The sequence below is a fragment of the Flavobacterium johnsoniae genome (assembly GCF_030388325.1).
Lineage (GTDB): Bacteria > Bacteroidota > Bacteroidia > Flavobacteriales > Flavobacteriaceae > Flavobacterium > Flavobacterium johnsoniae_C.
The window spans coordinates 3273290-3292462 of sequence record NZ_CP103794.1 but is presented as its reverse complement, the minus strand read 5'-3'; the positions used below and the strand labels follow the sequence as shown (position 1 = coordinate 3292462).

At 32.5% G+C, this 19173-nt stretch carries 14 protein-coding genes; 12 read left to right on the top strand and 2 right to left on the bottom strand.

Going from position 1 to position 19173, the window contains the following annotated elements; genetic code table 11:
• Window positions 1-66: 66 nt before the first annotated feature.
• Window positions 67-747, top strand: coding sequence for a metal-dependent hydrolase (locus tag NYQ10_RS14310; protein WP_289877023.1), 681 nt, complete (start codon window positions 67-69; stop codon window positions 745-747).
• A gap of 188 nt (window positions 748-935) precedes the next feature.
• On the opposite strand, the gene NYQ10_RS14305 is transcribed toward NYQ10_RS14310, so the two are convergent.
• Window positions 936-1772, bottom strand: coding sequence for an alpha/beta fold hydrolase (locus tag NYQ10_RS14305; protein ID WP_289877022.1), 837 nt, complete (start codon window positions 1770-1772; stop codon window positions 936-938).
• A 285-nt stretch (window positions 1773-2057) separates the two neighbouring features.
• On the opposite strand from NYQ10_RS14305, the gene NYQ10_RS14300 reads away from it, so the two are divergent.
• Window positions 2058-2840 (top strand): alpha/beta fold hydrolase, encoded by a 783-nt coding sequence (locus tag NYQ10_RS14300; RefSeq protein ID WP_289877021.1) that lies wholly within the window; start codon window positions 2058-2060, stop codon window positions 2838-2840.
• Here NYQ10_RS14300 and NYQ10_RS14295 read toward each other — a convergent pair.
• Complete coding sequence (locus NYQ10_RS14295; protein ID WP_289877020.1) at window positions 2837-4810, bottom strand: sigma 54-interacting transcriptional regulator; 1974 nt, start codon at window positions 4808-4810, stop codon at window positions 2837-2839. The genes NYQ10_RS14300 and NYQ10_RS14295 overlap by 4 nt on opposite strands.
• 205 nt (window positions 4811-5015) lie before the next feature.
• Here NYQ10_RS14295 and NYQ10_RS14290 point away from each other — a divergent pair, with 205 nt between their 5' ends.
• From NYQ10_RS14290 to NYQ10_RS14245, 10 genes are all read left to right on the top strand, one after another.
• Entirely contained in the window at window positions 5016-7451 is a 2436-nt protein-coding gene (locus tag NYQ10_RS14290; RefSeq protein WP_289877019.1) for a histidine kinase dimerization/phosphoacceptor domain -containing protein, read from the top strand.
• A 175-nt stretch (window positions 7452-7626) separates the two neighbouring features.
• Complete coding sequence (locus tag NYQ10_RS14285; protein ID WP_289877018.1) at window positions 7627-8370, top strand: hypothetical protein; 744 nt, start codon at window positions 7627-7629, stop codon at window positions 8368-8370.
• A 24-nt stretch (window positions 8371-8394) separates the two neighbouring features.
• Entirely contained in the window at window positions 8395-9432 is a 1038-nt protein-coding gene (locus NYQ10_RS14280; protein ID WP_289877017.1) for an alpha/beta hydrolase, read from the top strand.
• Window positions 9433-9517: 85 nt separating this feature from the next.
• A complete protein-coding gene (locus tag NYQ10_RS14275) occupies window positions 9518-10057 on the top strand; it encodes a hydrolase (protein ID WP_289877016.1) in 540 nt (179 codons plus the stop codon).
• 6 nt (window positions 10058-10063) lie between these two features.
• Window positions 10064-10834, top strand: coding sequence for an alpha/beta hydrolase (locus NYQ10_RS14270; protein WP_289877015.1), 771 nt, complete (start codon window positions 10064-10066; stop codon window positions 10832-10834).
• A gap of 145 nt (window positions 10835-10979) precedes the next feature.
• Complete coding sequence (locus tag NYQ10_RS14265) at window positions 10980-12554, top strand: Na+/H+ antiporter (RefSeq protein ID WP_289877014.1); 1575 nt, start codon at window positions 10980-10982, stop codon at window positions 12552-12554.
• A 113-nt stretch (window positions 12555-12667) separates the two neighbouring features.
• Entirely contained in the window at window positions 12668-13462 is a 795-nt protein-coding gene (locus tag NYQ10_RS14260; protein ID WP_289877013.1) for a polysaccharide deacetylase family protein, read from the top strand.
• Window positions 13463-13550: 88 nt separating this feature from the next.
• On the top strand, window positions 13551-14243 hold the full coding sequence (locus NYQ10_RS14255; protein WP_289877012.1) for a response regulator transcription factor: 693 nt from the start codon (window positions 13551-13553) through the stop codon (window positions 14241-14243).
• Window positions 14233-15594, top strand: coding sequence for a sensor histidine kinase (locus NYQ10_RS14250; RefSeq protein WP_289877011.1), 1362 nt, complete (start codon window positions 14233-14235; stop codon window positions 15592-15594). The genes NYQ10_RS14255 and NYQ10_RS14250 overlap by 11 nt, the downstream gene beginning before the upstream one ends.
• A gap of 298 nt (window positions 15595-15892) precedes the next feature.
• Window positions 15893-19108 carry a TonB-dependent receptor gene (locus NYQ10_RS14245; RefSeq protein WP_289877010.1) on the top strand — a complete coding sequence of 1072 codons (3216 nt, stop codon included), beginning with the start codon at window positions 15893-15895 and terminating at the stop codon, window positions 19106-19108.
• Window positions 19109-19173: the final 65 nt, after the last annotated feature.

The following is a 19173-nucleotide window of genomic DNA, read 5'->3' as shown; positions in this document are numbered from 1 at the left end:
ACGTAAATCTAGTGGCATATTTCTTGAAAAATAATACTAATTATTAACTAATTAAAACTTATAATCATGAAAGTTACTTATTACGGACATTCTTGTTTTTCGGTTTTTACCAATGGAAAACATATTCTTTTTGATCCTTTTATCAGTCCAAATGAATTAGCAAAAGAGGTTGATATTGATGCCATAAAAGCAGATTATATTTTAATTTCTCACGCACATTACGATCACATTTTGGATGTAGGAAGAATTGCAAAAAATACTGGCGCTAAAGTGCTTGGAAATTTTGAAATCTACAATTGGCTATTAAAACAAGGTATTGAAAATGCGCATCCAATAAATCCAGGCGGAAAATTTGATTTCGATTTTGGAACTGTAAAATGTGTCATTGCACAACATTCGAGCAGTTTTATGGACGGTTCTTATGGCGGAATTGCCTGCGGTTTTGTGCTTACAACTCCTGAAGGAAATTTCTATTACAGCGGAGATACAGCGCTAACTTTAGACATGCAGATTATTCTAAAATTTATCAAACTTGATTTTGCTGTTTTCCCAATTGGCGACGGACTTACAATGGGAATTGAAGAAGCAATCGAAGCTTCAAAATTGGTTGGCGTTCATAAAATTTTAGGCGTTCATTACGATACTTTTGGCTTCATTGTAATGGATCATCAAAAAGCTTTAAATGCATTCAAAAATGCAAATCTTGAACTTTATTTGCCAAAAATAAATACTACAATAGACATATAATTAAATGATTTTCATTGTTATATTTCGCTAAAAAAAGTCTTTTAGCGAAATATCATTATGCTTAAAACTAAAAGAGAAATTCATATAAATAAAAATCATAAAAAAAGGAATAGCTGCTGACACTATTCCTTTTAACACATAATATTTCTTTTAGAAAATTACTATGCGCAATAAAATTCTAAATGCTATTATGTGTACTTTACAAAATTGATAATATGTTTTGCCGTTAATTCAGGAAATTGATGCTGCGGTGCGTGTCCAGTTCCCGAATAAACCACCATTTGTGCATTTGTCATCTGATTGAAAAAAGAATACCAATTTTCGACAGCAAAACTAATATCGTGATCTCCAGAAATAATCAAAATCGGTGTTTTGGTCTTTTTAATTTGTTCTCTAAAATTTAAAACATCTTCTCTAAAACCATCACCTCCACCAAAATACAATTGAAAAACATCCATTGTTGAAGGAATTTTTGAAACATCTATTTTTTTATGAATTCTATCGTGTGAAGCTTTTGCAGCCAATTTACTAGATTCTGATTTTGGTTCAAAAAACAAAACAATTTCATCTTCAAAATCATTCAGCGGTTTTAAAGCTGCATCAAAAAAAGCTTGCTCAATCGGAATTTCATTTTGACCAGGAGGATTCGTGCCAATTAAAACTGCATGTGTTACCAAATTAGGATATAATAAAGTTGCCGCCTGCGCTACTAATCCGCCGTAAGACCAGCCTAAAACTACAATCGAATCTATTTTCAAAACATCGGCAAGATCTTTAATATCTTTAGCAACAACTGTTAAATCTGGCGTTAAACTTCCTGTAGATGAACCAATTCCAGAATAATCAAATATGATAACATTGAACTTTTTTGCCATCAATGCTATAAACAAAGGATCCCAAGTGTCTAGAGTTCCTCTAAAACGGTTCACAAAAAATACTGCTTTTCCTTTCCCGTAAGAACGATAAGCAATTTTACGATCGCCTGCATCGGCAAAACGTGTCTCTGCATCATAAATTTTTTTCATAATTATAATTTAAAGGTTGGAGTCAATAATTCTTTCAATGAAATTGGCAAAGATTAAACCAAAACAAAAAACAGCTGAAAACAAGGCTTTTACATTCAATTACACTATTTCTAATTATGATATTTCAATAATTAAAACCAGTTTTTAACGATATTTAATAACTGTAAAATCGTAAATCGCAAGAATGCTTTTATAATCAATACTTTACAAAAAAGGCATTCGTTTTGTTTTTAACATGCAAACCACTTCCGCTTTTCTGAAAAATAATCTTAAAGATCAAATAGTATGTATTTATCTAATAAAAAGACGATTATGTTTATTACGGGGGCATTTATCAGTCATTCTTGCTGGGAAGAATGGATTGTTTTTTTTGAAAATAAAGGTTATAAAACCGTCGCGCCGCCATGGCCTTATAAAAATGAAAATGCAGAAAAACTAAGACAAACTAATTCTTCTAAAATTGCCACAATTCGGCTAAACGATTTATTGGATTATTACACAGAAATTATCGAAAAACTTCCTGAAAAACCAATTCTTATTGGGCATTCTTACGGAGGTCTTTTAACACAATTACTGCTTCAAAAAGATTTGGGTTCGGCTGGAATTTGTTTGCATTCTATTCCGCCGAGTAATTTAATTTGTTTCAATTTTTCTTTTTATCGAAAGATCTGGAGCAATTTTAATTTCTTTCATTCAAGAAAAAAAAACTATTTATTGCCTTTTAAAAAATGGCAAAATTTCTTCACCAATCAAATGTGTTTTGAGGAACAAAAAACAACTTATGAAAAACTGGTAATTCCAGAATCAAAACTCGTTTTCTGCGATATTTTTTCCAATTCAGCTAAGATCAATTTTAAGAAAAAACACGCTCCAATTTTATTTTTATCAGGTTCAGAAGATCATTTTGTTACAGCTTCTATTCAATATTCAAACTTTAAAAAATACAAAAACATTCACTCTATAACATGTTACAAAGAATTTAAAGACAATAATCATTTGGTTTTAAAACAGCAAAATTGGGAATGCATCGCCGAATTTATCGCAAACTGTTTAGAAAAACTTTCTTAACTGATTTCTCTTTTTATTTCCAGTTTTTTAATCTTAGAATTTAATGTCGAAGGATGAATATCTAAAATTTCTGCTGCACCGCCTGCGCCAGAAATTTTTCCGTTGCATTTTTTTAGAATGTACAAAATATAATCTCTTTCGTTTTCTAAAATCGTTTTGATAGAAAATGGTTCTCCCGTTTGTTCCGGATGCATTTTGGAAGACATCGAAAGTTCAATTTCTTTAATCGTATTTCCATCTGTTAGCAAAATAGCGCGCTGCATAACGTGTTCTAGTTCTCTAATGTTTCCAGGCCAATTGTAATTCATAATTTGCTGCATTACAAAATCAGAAAGAGTTGGTGCTTTTCTTCCCATTTTTTCGCTGTAGACTTTTATAAAATGATTCGCCAAATCCGGAATATCTTCTTTTCGTTTTTTCAAAGAAGGAACCAAAATCGGAAAAACGTGCAAACGATAATATAAGTCCATTCTAAATCTTCCAGCGGCAACTTCTTCTTCGAGATTTTTGTTGGTTGCGGCAATAATTCGAACATCAATTTTTATAGAAGACATTCCGCCAACACGTTCAATTTCTCTTTCTTGCAAAACGCGCAGCAATTTCACTTGAAGTTCTAAAGACATTTCTCCTATTTCGTCTAAAAAAATAGTTCCGCCATCTGCCAATTCAAATTTACCGATTCTTCTATCCATTGCGCCAGTAAAAGCACCTTTTTCATGACCAAAAAGCAACGATTCTGCCAGATTTTCTGGAATTGCGCCGCAGTTAATAATAACCAACGGTTTCTCTTTTCTTGGAGATAATGCATGAATACTTTGCGCAATTTTTTCTTTTCCAGTTCCGCTTTCGCCTAAAACCAAAACAGAAGTATCTGAAGGCGCGACTTTTCGAATATAATTAAAAACAGAAATCATTTGAGAACTATTGCCAATAATTCCTTCAAAACCTTCAGAAACATTTGTTGGCTTATTGTTTTTAATCTCTGCTTTTTCCTTTACCAAACCAAGATCTTTATTGGAATAAATTTTATTGATAAACTGAGAAAAAATAGGCTCGATTGAACTTAAAAGTTTTAAATTTTCTTGAGTATAAATATTAAAATTTCGGCTATAAAAAGTAATATGATAGCTCTGAATAGTAGCAATAGAAACTGGAAAAACCAAATAAGATTTGATTCCGAAATTATGAGAAATTAATGCTTTTATTGGCGCTTCCTGAAAGTTTTTTATTAAAGACTCTTCGCTATATATTATTGGTTCTTTATCAATTTTCGATTTTCTGTAGGTTTCATTTATCTCTTTTTCAGAAACTTCCGAAATTTGAGAAAGCTTTTTCAAATCAATGATCTGATATAAATCTAAATTTTTACGGATAATTCCCAGCTGATCGTAATGCGTTGAAGTTACAAAACCAGCTTCTAAATAATCAAACGGAATATAGGTTTGAATAACTTTTGCTAAAGCCAAAAGAGCTTCTTCTTTTTTAATGTTAGAATGCACGATTTCACTAATTCCTTTCTGCAACTGAAATTGTTGCATCAACTGAGATTCTAAACTATATTGCTGACGGTAAAATGCTATTTCTAAAGTTGTTAGAACATCTTGATCGCGAAAAGGTTTTACAATAAAACCGTAAGGATGCGTAGTTTTTGCCTGATCTAAAATACTCTTGCTCGAATTAGCAGAAATAAATATAAAACCAATATTTTTTTCTTTTAAAAAGTGTGCTAATTCGATACCATTTCTAGTTCCTTTCAGCATAATATCTAAGAAAACAAGATCTGGTTTTTCTATTTCAATCTGCTCCAAAGCCTGCTCAACCGAACGTGCAATTCCTGTTACTTCGTAGTTTGCTTTTTCGAGAATTAACTGTAAATCGTGCGCTTCAATAAATTGATCTTCTACAATTAAAATTCTTTTTTTCAAAACTGAAGAAACAACTTCATTTCCGTTATCGGCTGAGTTTTTCATAAGTGAGTAAATTTTATATTATCTTGCACTTAATTAATTGAAACAAAAATAGTTAATTATCACAATTAAATTAAATGAATTCCAAAAATAGATAAATTAAAATCACATTTAATATTAATTTTCATATTAATTTACAATCCAACAAAAGTTATTTGTGTATATATTTGTTAATTAAAAACTTACTAAAAATATAATTCAATATACTATGAAGATATTTTACTCCTTTTGTTTAATATTCTTTTTTCTAATTAATTCTGAAGCACAAAATCATCCTGCAACAGCAAATTATGATTTGAAGAAGAAACGTTTGCTAATTCAAACTTGCTCCACTTATTTATACAATTCTAATCAAGGATCAATTGATGCCGATAGTTCGGTAGTTTTAACATGCAAAGCATATAAACTTCCTTTGTTATTGGCTTATGATGAAGGTTACAATGATGGAAAATTTCTTATCGGAAGTGATTTAATAGAAAAAGGAAATATCGAAGCCGCAAAACAGCTTTTTGCCAAATCTAAAGGTGAAAACAAATTAAAACTAGCTTTTCAATTAGGAAACTTCTACTTGTTTCAATCCTTTGCCAAACCTGATGATTTAAAAAATGCCAATTTTTACATTTCTGAAGCTGTCAAAATAAGCAAGCAATTAAAAATCAAAAAGTGGCAAGACGAAAGCGAAATGCTTTTAGGCAAATTTTATTTCCAAATTAATAATTATCCCGAAAGCAAAAAATACTTTTCGCAAGTTGTTGCGCAATGCAGAAAACAAGGAGACAAAGCTGCTCTGGCTTATGCTTTACTAAATCAAGCAAGTTATCAACATGATTTAGATCCAGAAAAAGAAAAAATTTTAAAAGAAGCTCAAACTTTATACGACGAATTAGGCATTCCTGAAAAAGTTATTGAAGCAAAAATGAAGATTTGCACTATTTATTTCTGGCACGGAAAAATTAATGACGCTAAAAAAATTCTGTATCAAAATATTGCAGCGATGCGAAAAATCGGTTTTAGACAGCAGCAATTTGGAGAAACAACAATTTCGTATATAGAAGGTGTTCAGTTTAATATAAAAAGTGCGTTTTATTATGCTTTGAAGAGTGTAGAAACTATGGAAAACACCAAAGATTACACTTTTGCCGATATTTTCTACATGAGATTAGGATTGATTTATTTAAACATGGGACATTATGATGAAGCCTCAAAAATGGCTGAAAAAAGTATTCAATACGGGCAAAATGTCTACAACAGCGGTAGTTGGTACAAAAGTTTTGTTACGGCGGCAGCTTCTCTTTCTATGAAAGGAAAAAATAAAGAAGCAATTGAATATATGAATACGGTTACCAGTAAATTTTCGCCTCCAAATAACTTTGACAAAATGCTGGTTAATTTTGCTTACGCTAATTGTTATGCAAGAATTAAAAATTATGGCACAGCCGAAAAATATTTCGAAAAAACTGCTGCGGCTGCAGATGCTTTAGAATCTCCTCAAACTCACAGAGACGTTTGTAACAGCTATTCTACTATCGCACTGTTTTACGCTAATCGCGCTGATTATAAGAACACTAAATATTATGTTGATAAAATAGACCAATTATCAAAAAAATATAATAAAAACTACGGTTCAGAAGCTCTTTATATGTCAATTTATAAATTGGATTCTGCAAATGGAGATTTTAAATCTGCTTTAGTGAATCACAAAATCTACAAAAAATTTAGTGATTCGCTTATGGATTATGCAAAAAACAAACAAATTGAAGAACTTAAAATTCAATATGAAACCGTAAATAAAGAACAAAAAATAAAGCTTTTAAGTCAAGAAACATCTCTTCAAGAAAATGCTCTCAAAAAATCAAAATTATTAAATACGCTTTCTATTTGGAGCTTGGTTTTATTACTTATTACGATTGCTTTATTGTATAACAGATATCGACTGAAACAAAAAAATAATGCCGAATTAGAACTGAAAGAAAAAGAAATCAATCAGAAAAACATCAATTTAAGGCATTTACTTGATGAAAAAGAATGGCTTTTGAAAGAAATTCATCATCGTGTAAAAAATAATCTTCAAACCGTAATAAGTCTTTTAAACTCGCAATCTGCTTATTTAGAAAATGATATGGCATTATCGGCCATTAAAAATAGTCAACATCGTATACATTCTATGTCATTAATTCATCAGAAATTATACAATTCTGAAAATATTTCGACGATCAATATGCCAATTTATATCAAAGAATTGGTCGAATATTTACGTGAATCTTTTTCGCTTGGGCAAAGAATTCGTTTTGAAATAAAAATAGATCCGTTAGAATTAGATGTGGCACAGGCGGTTCCGATTGGATTAATTTTGAATGAATCAATCACAAATTCAATTAAATACGCTTTTCCAGAAGATCGCACAGGAATGATTTACGTAACGATCGAAGCGACTTCAGAAGATAAATATCTCTTGACAATTGCAGATAACGGAGTTGGTTTTGATACTGATATCAATTCTAAAAAAATCAATTCTTTCGGATTAAGTTTAATTAAAGGTTTGAGCGACGATTTGGATGCGCATTTTTCTATGGAAAATAATAACGGAACTATTATAAAAATTGAGTTTTCTAAAGAATTTCCAATTATCGAAAAAAGAAAATAATTAGCTAATGATTTTGCTTTTCTTTTATAGCGAAATCTCACTAATCTAAATCCGTTTAGCGAAATATAGCGCTTTTATTCTTCAAAAAAAGCGCTAAATAGCTATTAATAGGCATTTTATTGGCATGGCATATAAATTGGTTTCTCAGGTGAATTAACATTCAAAACCAATTATTATGAAAAAGTCAATATTACTATTAATCATTCTATTTGTTAATTATAGTACTGCAAAAGCTTGTGATAAATGCAGTACTTATAACAATGAAGATTTTAAAATTAAATCGGCTACAATTACCCACAAAGCAGATTTAGGTCTTACCGTTTGGGATATCAAAGTCGAAGGAACCGCAGGAAAAACAATGCCTAAACCAGTCGGACAATTAAACGGTGCGCCGGTTTTGGCTTATGTTTTTCCGACTACTTTAAAATCTTCTGATATTGGTTTCGGTCAAGCCGAAGGAATTGTAGCACTTGCTCTTACGTCACATCCTGATTTTGAAGATACACCTCTTTGGGATGAAAATCTAGACGGAAATTATCTTAATGACGGTCTAATCTGGCATGCGCATTGGGTTTTACTTGTTGAAGACAAACGCGTTGCAGGCGGACTTTCAGTGAAAGAATTTAAAAAAGGAGATCCAAATGTAGTTTTACCGCCAACAAATCCTGGAATGGCAATGTATATGGACAGTCCGGGTTTTAATATCGTTGCCAAAGGAAATTCGATAAAAGTAATTGTACCAGATTTTAGAATCAACAATAAAACCAATTTCAAATTTGATGCTTTAAGCTGTTATATGGAAGTTAGTACAGGCGCTGGCGGTTCTCACGATTCTGATGGCACTAAACCAATGCTCGGCGTTTACAAAGTGTATACGGTTGCTAGCGGTAATCTTTCATTGCCTTATTCTGTAAAATAAAAATTAATCTAAGTTTTAAACATTATGAAAATATCAAGCTTTTTAAAAATGATTGTAATTCCATATATAATTTTAACCAATATGACTATGAAAAGTTATGCCCAAACAGATTATGCTTCAGATCCGCATTTAACACCAGCTGTAAAAGCTTTTTTAAAACCTTTAAATGCTGGAGGCGCACCGTTAGAATCACTTCCAGTTCCAGATGCGCGTAATGTTTTGGTTGGCGCGCAAAACGCTTTTAAAGTAGATTTATCTGGAATAGAAGAATCGGAAAAAGAAATTACAGCAGACGGTTACAAAATCAAACTCAATATTGTACGTCCTGTGGGCGCAAAAGGCAAACTTCCAGTTTTTATGTTTATTCACGGTGGTGGCTGGGTTTTAGGAGATTATCCAACGCATAAAAGAATGGTTCGTGATTTAACCGTTTTAACAGGTTATGTTGGTGTTTTTGTTAATTATTCTCTAGCACCAGAAACCAAATATCCGCAGCCTGTAAATGAAGTTTACGCGGCAGCAAAATGGATTGCAGCGCACGGAAATGAAATTAATGTTGATGGAAGTAAATTAGGAATCGTCGGAAATAGCGCTGGCGGAAATCTTGCCACAGCAAGCGCTCTGATGGCGAAAGAAAAAGGAACTCCTTTATACAAAGTTCAAATTCTTTTCTGGCCAGTAACCGATGCCAATTTTGAAACAGAATCTTATAAAAAATATGGCAAACAGCGTTTTCTAACCGATACTTTAATGCAATGGATGTGGAATCAATATGTTGATCCTTCAAAAAGAAAAGAAATTTATGCTTCGCCTTTACAAGCGAGTTTAGCTCAATTGAAAGGTTTGCCTCCAACTTTAATTCAAGTCGCTGAAAATGATATTTTAAGAGACGAAGGTGAAGCTTACGGACGCAAATTAAGCGATGCGGGAGTTGTGGTTACAACTGTCCGTTACAATGACGTAATTCACGATTTTGGTTTGTTAAATGGTCTTGCCGAAATTCCGCAAACCAAAGCTTTGTTTCTTCAGGCTGCTGCAGAACTTAAAAAGTATTTGAAGTAAATTATTGTGCAAAAAACTCATAACCAACTAAAAATAAATACTTTACAAAATAAATCCGTAAATTTAATTTCAAATAATTGAAATTATGCTAAAGCAAGAAAACACCGGATTGATTTTAATTGACGTTCAAGGAAAACTGGCTCGCACTGTAAACGAAAGTGAAAAATTAGCCTTAAATCTAGAAAAATTAATTCGTGGTTGTCAACTTCTTTCAATTCCGATAATCTGGGCAGAACAAAATCCGAAAGGACTCGGGGCAACGATTCCGCAATTAGAGAAATTATTAGCTCTTCAAAAACCAATTGAAAAATATAGTTTCAATGCTTTGGATAATGAAACTTTTCAGAAAACGGTTTTAGATTCTGGTAAAACGCAATGGCTAATATGTGGCATAGAAGCACATATTTGTGTATATCAAACTGCTATAGGATTTTTAGAACATAATTTTGAAGTAGAAATTGTAACAGATTGTGTTTCTTCAAGAGCAAAAGAAAGTATTCAAATTGCTTTGCAAAAACTTCAAAATAAAGGAGCTGGATTAACAACTATTGAAATGTGTCTTTATGAACTTGTTAGAGACTCCAGACGAGAAATTTTTAAAGAAATTCTAACTTTAATCAAATAAAAAATCATGTCAAAATCAAAAAATATTGTGCTTATTCATGGAAACTTCGTAAACGACAATACTTGGGCAGAATGGAAACAGCATTATGAAAAAAAGGGCTACACGGTTTACACGCCTGCAAACCCCGGACACAAAGGAAATCCTGCCGAATTGAGAGCAAAAGTACATCCAGATTTGGCTAAAACAGGTTTTATAGATGTGGTAAATAATATTAGTAAATTAATAGATTCATTACCTGAAAAACCTTTAGTTATTGGACATTCTATGGCTGGCATGGCTGCTTTAAAGTTAGTCGAATTGGGAAAAGCAGCTGCTGGCGTAAGTATAGACGGTGCTCCGCCAAAAAACGTTTTCCCGCCGTTTCAAACTTTAAAAACAGTGTTGCCTGCTTTTGGTTTTTTCTCTATAAAAAAGTTTTTTATGGGAAGCCGCGAATGGTACGATTATGCTTTTTTTAATACTATTCCAGAAACGCAGAGAAAAATTGCTTTTGAAAAATATGCAGTCCCAGAAAGTTATAAAGTCAGTAGAGAATTGGTTTTAAATTCTTTTTCTAATATCAATTTCAAAAAACCACATCAGCCCATTCTTTTTGTCGGTGGCGGTAACGATCATATCTTTCCTCCTAACCTAACTCAAACAATTGCTCGAAAATATAGAGACAATGCTGGTCGTGTAGATCTAAAAATATTCGATGGCAAAAGTCATTTTATTTGTGGAGAACCAGGATGGGAAGGTGTTGCAGACTATATTTTAAGTTGGTACGAAGCCTTATAAATTGTAAAAAATTAATCCCGATAATGCTAATCTAAATAGGTTAGCATTTTTTTTGAGCATATTCAACTGAAATTGATAAATTTGAACAAAGAAATACCTTTATAAGGTTAAAATATTGTTGACTTTTAAATTAAAAAAATAAAGAATGCTCGAAAACTTTCCTTTCTATTTAGCTATTATTTTAGTCATTTTATTGCTGATTATGTTAGCTGATAAGATAAAAGTAGCTTATCCTGTATTATTGGTTTTGGCTGGATTGGCGATTAGTTTTATTCCGAAAGTTCCCGTAATACAAATCGAGCCCGATCTTATCTTTTTTATATTTCTTCCTCCATTATTGTACGAAGCTGCTTGGGCGGTTTCTTGGAAAGAATTATGGCGCTGGCGACGTATTATTACCAGTTTTGCTTTTATAGTTGTTTTTCTTTCGGCGCTTTCTGTTGCTTTAGTAGCCAATTATTTTATTCCAGGTTTTTCTCTTGCTTTGGGCTTTTTATTGGGCGGAATTGTCTCTCCTCCAGATGCTGTAAGTGCGGGCGCGATTTTAAAATTTGTTAAAGTTCCAAAAACTATGTCGTCTATTTTAGAAGGAGAAAGCTTGCTGAATGATGCATCTTCTTTAATCATTTTCAGATTTGCAATGATTGCTGTGGCGACCGAGCAATTTATATTTTATAAAGCGGCAATTAGTTTCAGCTGGATGATATTTGGAGGCGTTGGAATTGGTTTATTAATAGGATGGATTTTTATGAAGGCACATAAATATCTGCCAACAAATGCAAATGTCGATATCGTGTTAACGCTTCTTGCTCCATATATAATGTATCTTATAGCCGAAGAAGTTCATAGTTCTGGTGTTTTAGCAGTAGTAAGTGGCGGATTGCTTTTGTCTAATAATAGACATCGTTTTTTGAGCAGTAAATCGAGAATACAAGGCGTAAATGTCTGGGAAAGTCTTTCTTTCATTTTAAACGGATTGGTTTTTATGCTAATTGGTTTAGATCTTCCTCAAATTACTTCTGGACTTGAAGGCGTTAGTCTGTCTACAGCAATCGGATACGGCGTTTTAATTACATTTGTTTTAATAGTTAGCAGAATATTGTCTGCTTACGGTGCCGTAATTGTAACGCTAATTGCCCGTAATTTTATTACCGTTGCAGACCGAAGACATCCTGGTTATAAAACGCCATTTATTTTGGGTTGGACAGGAATGCGAGGCGTTGTGTCGCTGGCTGCAGCATTATCAATTCCTGTTTATTTGGATAACGGAAACGGTTTTCCGCAACGAAATCTTATTTTATTTATCACTTTTATTGTGATTCTTTTGACTTTACTAATTCAAGGATTGACACTTCCGTATTTCATTAGAAAAATCAAATTAGATAATATTTACGATCCCGTTTCTCCTGAAGAAGCTTCTGTAATTTTAAAAAGAGATTTGGCAGCTCATGCTTTACATTATTTAAAAACTACTTATAATGATCAGTTAGAAAGTAATGCTTCTTTACAACAATTAATTCTAAAATGGGAACAGCATAGCAAAGGAATCGAGGACGAATCAATTGGAAATGAACTAAAAGCAATTTATCTCGACTTGCTAAATCAGCAAAGACAGTGGCTTATTAATCGAAATAAAGATGATCAGCATATTGACGAATCTATCATTAGAAAACAGATGTATTATTTGGATCTTGAAGAAGAAAAACTGATTCATTTTTAGAACATTCATCTAAAATTCATTTAAAAAGAAATATCTTTATACGTGCGAAAACGGAAAATGAAAAAGATAAAATTGTATCTAATTTATAGTTAAGAACTAACCTAATTTTCTTTATGAAGAATTTATTTTCTAAAAAAATAGCAGCAATTTTACTTGTAGCTGTTATTGCATTGATTGTGGTTTTTAAAATGTATTCTGAAGAAAAAACTCCTTTAAAACCAATAAAAAAAACTTATCCGCCGGGAGTTGTTTTTACTTTTGACGACGATTATATCGATGATTGGTACAATGCCGAAAAATTATTGCGTCCGCTTGGTTGGAAAGCAACCTTTTTTGTTTGCTGGTACGGAAGTTTAACCAGAGATCAAAAAGACAAATTGCATTATTTGCAAGATATGGGACATGATATTGCTGGACATGGCTATAATCATTTAAATGCATTGAAATATTCAAAAGAGTTTGGAATACAGAAATATATTGAAGATGATATAATTCCTTTGAAAGCGGCAATGAAAAAAGATGGTTTCAACATTCATTCTTTTGCGTATCCTGATGGCGCACGCGATGCCGAATTAGACAAAGAATTATTGAAACATTTTGATATAATAAGAGGCACAACTTATGATGAAATTCCTGCTCCACAACAATATTGTTATTACGAAGGAAATCGCTTAGTTTACGGATTAGGAATTGATGATGATTACAAACAATTCAATATTCCGTATTATAAAACTTTATTGGATTATGCCAAAGCGCATGATAAAATCGTGATTTTTTACGGTCATAAAACGGTTGAAAATGCAGACGAAAAAATCGAAACGCCTCTTTATGCTTTAGAAGAACTTTGCAAATACACCAAAGAAAAAGGGTTGAAATTTTATACTATTGACGATCTTTCTAAATTGTAATTTTCCTTTTATTTCAAAAAATGACAAAAAAGTATTCTGATTTGAATTTAGAGAATTACTTTTAGTCCATCTATTTGCAATTACTGCTATGAATAAAGTATTATTAGTTGAAGACGATCCGAGAGTCGCTTCTTTTATTATTAGAGGGCTCGAAGAACAGCTTTATCAGGTTAAAAATGTCAACAAAGGTTTTGACGCTATTAATGAAGTAATGGAAAATGAGTATGATATTATTATACTCGATATTATGCTTCCTGATTTAACTGGTTTTGAAGTGTGCGAAATCTTGCGAGGCAGAAAAATAATTGTTCCTATACTTATACTTAGCGCTTTAGATACGCCTCACGAAAAAGTAAAAGGCCTTCAGGCTGGAGCCGATGATTATTTGGCAAAACCATTTATGTTTGAAGAACTTTTAGCCAGAATAAATGCGCAGCTTCGTCGTTCTGAATTTAGCAGCGGAATTATAGATTTTCAATCTTACGCCGGAATTGAAATTAATATGAAAGAACAAAGCGCCACGAGAGACGGAAAAGAACTTAATCTTTCTTCGAGAGAATTAAAATTGCTGATTTTTTTCATGAAAAACCGCGAAAAAGCACTTTCGAGAATTGCAATTGCAGAAGCCGTTTGGAATCTTGATCTTGATATGAATACCAATACCGTTGATGTTTATATTAATTATCTACGAAATAAAATAGACAAGAACTTCCCTACTCCGCTTATTCATACCATAAAAGGAACTGGATATATGCTCAAAAACAAGATCAATGAATCTTAAAACCAAATTATCCGTCAATTCGACATTGCTTTTTGCTTTTATAGTTGGTCTTGTACTGGCTGGTTCTTTTTTGCTTTTTAAAAAACATAGACAGGAACTTTATTATGAAAGACTCGAAGACAGTGCTTTAATAACGGCTTTTTTTTATTTTGAAAAAGATGAAATCACAAAAAATGACAGTTCGCGCTACCAAACGATAGAAATTGAATATAAAAAAATCACCAACCAATCTATCAGAATTTACAATGCTAAAACGAAAGAATTGTATTTGCGTGACGATATAAATATCAAATTAAGCGATCAGGAATTAAAAACCATTTCTAAAAATAGAATTTTACATTTTACAAAAGAAGATAGACAGTTTACAGGTTTATTTTATAAAGATAATCAGGGCGATTTTATTATTGTCGTTTCTGGAATTGATACCGTTGGCGACCAACAATTAGATGTTCTGGGTTTAATTTTTATTCTTTCGTATTTATTTGTAATTCCGCTTAATTTCTTTATTGGAAGATATTTAGCAAAACAAACTTTTAGACCTTTTGAAGATGTTATTGCAAAAGTAAATACGATTACGACAGAAAATCTGCATTCTAGACTCGAAATGCCAACAAGCGGAAAAGATGAAGTTCGAGAACTTATTACGACTTTTAATTATCTTTTAGAAAGATTAGAAAGCGGCATTACTATTCAGAATAACTTTTTAAAAAATGCCTCACACGAACTAAAAACGCCGTTGACAATTATTATTGGAGATATTGATGTTTCGTTGCAACAACCCAGAACTAACGAGCAATACGAAGAAGTTTTAAAATCGCTTCGAAAAGATACTTTTCATTTAAAATCTATTTTAGACGGACTTTTAGTTTTATCTGGATTGCAAGTTGGCGAACCTGAACAAATGGAAAGCATAAGAATTGATGAAATTTTATGGAATGTTCTTGAAAAAAAGGCGATTGAATATCCAGAATCTAAAGTATCGCTTAATTTGGAAGCCATTCAAAATGAAGAATTGCTTTCTGTTCAAGCCAATAAACATATGCTTTTTACGGCGCTGTATAATATTGTAGACAATGCTATAAAATTTTCTTTTCCTGCGCCTGTAAGTATTTTTGCTTTAGAAAAAGAAGAAAAGCTTTTAATAAAAATTATCGATCAAGGTTCTGGAATTGCAGAAAAAGACAAAGAATCTATTTTTGATCTCTTTTTTAGAAGTGATCGCACGCGTCATATCAAAGGTCAAGGTTTAGGACTTTTTATAACTATGGAAATTTTAAAACGCCATCATATTACTTTAAACGTAGATTCTGAACTTGAAAAAGGAACTAGTTTTTCGCTTTTATTTCCTTAGAAAAAGTAAAATAAAATAGCGTTGATTTGAATTTCAAAAATGCCGATTTCTCTAGTTGGTAACATTCTCATAACACTCTAATCTATCTCTAATCTGGTTTAAATCTACCTCTAATCCCTTTATTTCTGGGATTTTTAGCAAAGTCTTGATTTTAAAGACTTACAGACTTTATTTATAAAATAACCTATTCATTATCATAAATTAACATTGTCATTTTTTTTGATTTTTCGTTAACAAAAGCCTTAAATCGAAAACAAGTAAAGAGAGTTTCTTTGTCGAAAATAATAACTAAAATAACATGACAAAACTAAAACTCTTATTCACGGCTTTAATGCTTCTTACTGCGGGAAGTATTTTTGCTCAGATTACTACTTCTTCTTTGTCTGCTAAAGTCAACGATGGTACAACTGCAGTTATCGATGCCGAAGTAACCTTAACTCATTTGCCTACAAATGCTGTTTACAGAGCAACTACAGACAAACAAGGCCGATTCAGTTTCGAAAATTTAAATGCCGGCGGTCCTTACGAATTAGAAATTAAAAGTAAAGACACCAAAGATTACTCTAATGCTCAAATTCACTTAGCGCTTGGCGACAATGATTTACCAACAATTGTAGTTGGAAAAGCAGATAATAATGTTTTGGAAGAAGTTGTCATTACAAGTTCTAAACCTTCTTCTAAAAATAATGGAACAAACATCAACGAAAAACAAGTAAACGGACTTCCATTAATAAACCGCGGAATTCAAGATGTTACTAAATTGGTTCCGCAGAGTTCGAACAACTCTTTTGCTGGAACTAACTTTAGATACAACAACGTCACTATTGACGGTTCTATTAATAACGATGCGATTGGTTTTAGTCCGTCTTTAGGAGGTCAATCGGGAACTTCTGGAATGCCAGGAAGCAGTACGCGTTCTAACTCAATCAGTTTAGATGCCATTCAAGATATTCAAGTTTATATTGCTCCTTATGATATTAAATTAGGAAACTTTTTAGGAGGAAGCGTTAATGCTGTTACAAGAAGCGGAACAAATAATGTAAGCGGATCTATTTATTCTTACGGAAGAAGTGCCGCACTTACAGGTCCAAACAATGCTGGAGACGGTTCTAAAATGCCAAAAGCGTTTGGAGATTACCAAATCGGATTTAGATTAGGTTTGCCAATTGTAAAAGATAAATTGTTCTTTTTTACGAATATGGAATATGCTGAAAGAACAGATCCAATTTTCTACAATGCAGGACAAACAGATGCAAACGGAAAATTGACTTCTTTGGTTGATAATGCAACTGCTGAACAAATTTCGAACTTTGTAAAAACAAACTACGGATTTGATCCAGGAACTTACGGTTCGTACAACAATTTTGCAAAAAGCCAGAAATTCTTCAATAAATTAGATTGGAAAATCAACGATAAACATTCGATCTCTTTACGAAACAATACGGTAGTTTCTCAAGCAACAAACTTAGAGCGCGATGCAGCAAACTTCCGATTTTCAGGAATGGATTTTACTCAGAAAAACCAATCTATCAGTACGGTTTTAGAGCTTAAAAGTCATTTTAACAGCCAATGGTCGAACTCTTTTATTGCTAGTTATTCTGCTATTAAAGATTATCGTGATCCTAAATCAAATAATATTATGTTTCCTCAAACAGAAATTGGTTATAACGGAGGAACAATTTTCTTAGGAAATGATCGTGAAGCAACTGTTTTCAACATGAAACAAAATACGGCTGAACTTACAGATAATCTTACTTACAAAACAGGAAATCATACTTTATTATTTGGTACGCACAACGAATTTTACGACATTAATTACGGTTTTGTAAATGCTTTAAACGGAAGAGTTTCATACAAATCTCTTACAGATTTCTACAACAAACTTCCTACTCGTGTTCGTGGAACTTATCCGTTTGACGGTTCAACAAGAGATGAAATCTTTGATAATCCTTATGCAAAATTCAAAGTAAATCTATACAGTGTTTATGCTCAAGACGAAATTAGAGTTGGAAGCAGATTAAAAGTAACGCCTGGTGTTCGTGTAGATTATACAGACATTCCAAACAAACCAAAATTAAGTCCGCAAGTTCAAAATTCTCCAGCAGATCCAAATTACGGAACTACTTATACGTACACGCCTTTAAGTCAAATTAAAAATAATTTCTTCAGTACGGCGCTAGTTTCTCCAAGAATTGGTTTTACTTATAATGTTGATGAAGATAAAACATTTGTAATTCGCGGTGGTTCTGGAGTATTTACAGGAAGAATTCCTTTTGCTTGGTTAGGTTATGCATATTATAATGATGGTGTTGGTTACGGAAGTTACGACAAAAACAACTTAACAGCTGCTCAAGTTGCGGCTGTGGGAGATCCTTTGGCAACTGGCGGACTTAATGGCTATCATGATGCAACTCCAAAAGTACAAGCCGATTTAGTAGACAATAAATTTAAAATGCCAGCCGTTTTAAGAAATTCATTGGCTTTTGATAAAACTGTAGATGGGTATAAATTTACTGTTGAAGGTATTTACACAAAAGTAATTCGCGATTTAGAATTTCAACAAGTAAACAAAACTGATAATCCAACTTATTTTTCTTATGATACAAAGCACGAAATGCCAATTTATGCTGCTAACATAAACTCTGCTTTCTCAAATGCTTACTTATTATCAAACACAGATAAAGGATACCGTTATAGTATTACAGAAATGATTTCTAAAACATACGATTTCGGTTTCAACTTTATGGTGGCATATACTTATGGTAATTCTCGCGATATTACAAACGGAATTCGTAATTCTATGGAAAGTAACTTCCAAATGAATCAGTCATTGACACCAAATAATCCGCAATTGGCAACTTCTAACTTTAACATCAAACACAGAATTGTTTCTAATGTTGGTTACGGAGTAAAATTAGCATCAAACAATACTTTATCTGCTAATGTTTATTTTAATGCACAATCAGGAAATCCATTTTCTTGGGGATTTGTAAATTCAACAATCGCAGGAACTGGACAAGCAGCTGGATTGGCTTACATCTTTAAAGATGCTGCTGAAGCTGCAAAATATATCGGAGTAAATTCAGCAGGAGTTCCATCTGCAACGGCTGCACAGCAAGTAGCAGATTACGAAGCTTTTATTAATGGAAATGATTATCTAAAAAGCAGAAGAGGAACTTTCACTCAAAGAAATGGCGATACAACACCTTGGAACATTCAAACTGATTTGAAATTGATGGATGAAATTCAAGTAACAAAAGTAGGAACTTTCCAAATTTCATTTAGCGTGGCAAACGTTGGAAACTTAATCAATAAAGATTGGGGAAGAAGTTATTTCGTTCCAAACACGTACAATTCAACAGCAAATATTGGTTTAACAAAATCAGGAAACCTTGGCGGAGTTGCTACAGGAGACCCAACTTATACATTCAAAGCCCCAACTTCAACGCCTTACACTGTCGATCAGTTAGCGTCTAGATTTCAAGGACAGCTTGGAGTTAGATATTCATTCTAAAAAAGTTTGTGTTTATTTTTTTTCACTATCTCCCAGTTTCAATGCTTAGAAACTGGGAGATTTTT